Source organism: Streptomyces griseorubiginosus, from assembly GCF_017614965.1.
Taxonomy (GTDB): Bacteria; Actinomycetota; Actinomycetes; order Streptomycetales; family Streptomycetaceae; genus Streptomyces; species Streptomyces griseorubiginosus_B.
This window is the reverse complement of the sequence record NZ_WVUG01000552.1, coordinates 1-2585: the sequence shown is the minus strand read 5'-3', so window position 1 is coordinate 2585 and position 2585 is coordinate 1. Positions and strand designations below refer to the sequence as shown.

The window sequence follows — 2585 nt, the reverse complement described above, 5'->3', positions numbered from 1 at the left end:
GGGGGCTCCGCCCCCTGGACCCCCGTCGGCCCTTCGGGCCTCGTCTTCAAACGCCGGACGGGCTGAAAAAACCAAACTACTGGTCCGAGGAGAACCTCACCGCCCCCGCCGGGATCCTCGCGTCGCACCACACCCGCATGCCGTCCCGCAGTTCGTTGTCGGCGCCGATCACCGCGCCGTCGCCGATGACCGTGCCGGTGAGGACCGAGCGTTCGCCGACGCGGGCGCGGGTGCCGATGAGGGAGTCGGTGATGACGGCGCCGGGTTCGATGACGGCGCCCGGCAGGATGGTCGAGCCGAAGACCCGGGCGCCCTCGGCGACGAACGCGCCCTCGCCGACCACCGTGCCGCCGGTCAGCTTCGCGTCCGGGGCGACCGTGGCCGTCGGGAGGATCAGGCGGTCGCCGCAGCGGCCCGGAACGGCGGGCGACGGGGCCCGGCCCAGGACCAGGTCCGCCGAGCCGCGGACGAAGGCCGCCGGGGTGCCGAGGTCCAGCCAGTAGGTGGAGTCGACCATGCCCTGAAGATGGGCCCCCGCCGCCAGCAGGTCGGGGAACGTCTCGCGTTCCACCGAGACGGGGCGGCCCCGCGGGATCGTGTCGATGACCGAGCGGCGGAAGACGTACGCCCCCGCGTTGATCTGGTCGGTGACGATCTCCTCGGGGGTCTGCGGCTTCTCCAGGAACGCCAGGACCCGGCCCGTGTCGTCGGTGGGGACCAGACCGTAGGCGCGGGGGTCGGTCACCTTGGTGAGGTGCAGGGAGACGTCGGCGCCGGTCGTCTCGTGGGTGTCGACGAGCGCCCCGATGTTCAGGCCGGTGAGGATGTCGCCGTTGAAGACCAGGACCGGGTCGTCGGGGCCCGAGTGGAGGCGGGAGGCCACGTTGCGGATGGCGCCGCCCGTACCGAGGGGCTCCTCCTCCGTCACGTACTCGAGGTGCAGCCCCAGCGACGAGCCGTCGCCGAAGTACGGTTCGAACACCTCGGCGAGGTAGGAGGTGGCGAGGACGATGTGTTCGACGCCCGCCGCTCTCGCTCTCGCCAGCTGATGTGTGAGGAAGGGGACCCCGGCCGCCCGGACCATGGGCTTCGGTGTGTGCACCGTGAGCGGACGCAGCCGCGTGCCCTTGCCGCCGACCAGGAGGATCGCTTCTGTCACCTGTCGTCTCTGCTTCCTGCCGGGACCGGCCGAAATGTCCTTTGGCCGGCCAGTGTATGCAGATCGTCGTGCGACGCCTTCGACGGCCCGGTGGCGTTGTGTCGGTTCCGCCCCATGTCCCCCGACGGCGGTGAACGCGGGGTCCCCTCCCGGCGTCAACGGCCCTGGTAGCGGGCCGCGGTCGAGCGGGCCGTGCCGAGCTTGCTGTAGAGCCGGCGGCCCGGGCACTCCGTGGCGAAACCGTCACGGTGGCCGGAGATCACGTTCAGTCGTACGTTCTTCCCTTTTCGGTAGAGATTGCCACCCCCGGAGGTGAGATATGTCTTGCCCCGCGGATTGGCCCCGTAGAGACCGAGTTTCCAGGCCGTCAGGCGGGCGATGGCGTCGAGGACCGCCTTCGGCGGCTGCGCCGAGCCGAAGCTGCCGAGGACGGCGATCCCCATGCTGTTGCTGTTGAAACCGAGGGTGTGCGCGCCCAGCACGGGTTTCGCCACGCCGCCGGCCCTGCCCTCGTAGATGGTTCCGCACTTGTCGACGAGGAAGTTGTAGCCGATGTCGCGCCAGCCCATGCTGCGGACGTGGTAGCGGTAGATACCGCGGATGACGGAGGCCGCCTGGGAGCACTTGTATCCGTTTCCGGACGCGGTGTGGTGCACGAAGGCCGCCTTGACCTTCTTCGTGTAGACGAACCCCCTCTCGCGCAGCTTCTCGTCGGCGCCCCAGCCGCGCCGGGTGATGATGCGCGGGCGCGGGCCGATGTAGGGGTTGGCGCGTTGACGGGGCGTCAACTCGACGCCGGAGAGCGTCCGCAGTTCGTCCTCGGTGGCGGCCTTGGTCAGGGCCGGGATCTCGGTGGCGCCGGGGCCCTGGGCGCGGTCCGGGGGCGGGTCGCCGGGGTCGACGAGTTCCAGGCGCAGCCCCGAGGGCAGCGGGCCCTCGGCCGTGCCGGCCCGGGTGCCGCGGGCCGTCCCGCCCGTACGGTGCCGGCTCTCGGCGCGGACACGGACGTCCACACCGTCGGAGTCGCCGACCCACAAGGGGGCGGTGGAGCCGCGGACCCGGCCGGAGGCGCGCTCGGCGGCGCCGGGGTCGGCCGCGTCGTCGTTGTGGGTCTCCAGGTCCCGCCAGCCGCTCCAGGCGCCGTCGCGGGTGGAGCGGGTGCGGACCTGGACCCGGCCGTGGAGCGGGGTGTCGGGGTCGTCCCAGACCACTCCGACGAGGGCGAAGTGCCGTACGTCGTCGCGGGTCAGGCCCTGTTCGGCGGCCGCCGGACCCAGGGCGCGGTCGTGGGCGGCGGGGACGAGGGCGAGTGACTGGGTGCTGCCGGGGACGGCGGCGTCGGGGGCGCTCGGCAGGGCCGCCGGCCGCGCGGATCTCGCGCCGGGCGGCGACGCCGGGCTCGTCGGGGCGGCGGTCGCGGGCGGGG

Annotated in this window: 2 protein-coding genes; both read right to left on the bottom strand. The window is 72.8% G+C overall.

From position 1 onward, the window contains the following. Nucleotides 1-76: 76 nt before the first annotated feature. The gene (locus GRC12_RS43480) at nt 77-1159 is read right to left on the bottom strand and encodes a nucleotidyltransferase family protein (protein WP_208785957.1); all 1083 of its coding nucleotides are present in this window, start codon (nt 1157-1159) and stop codon (nt 77-79) included. 155 nt (nt 1160-1314) lie between these two features. Then, on the bottom strand, nt 1315-2585 hold a 1271-nt coding region (locus tag GRC12_RS43475; protein ID WP_244374667.1), incomplete at its 5' end, for an N-acetylmuramoyl-L-alanine amidase.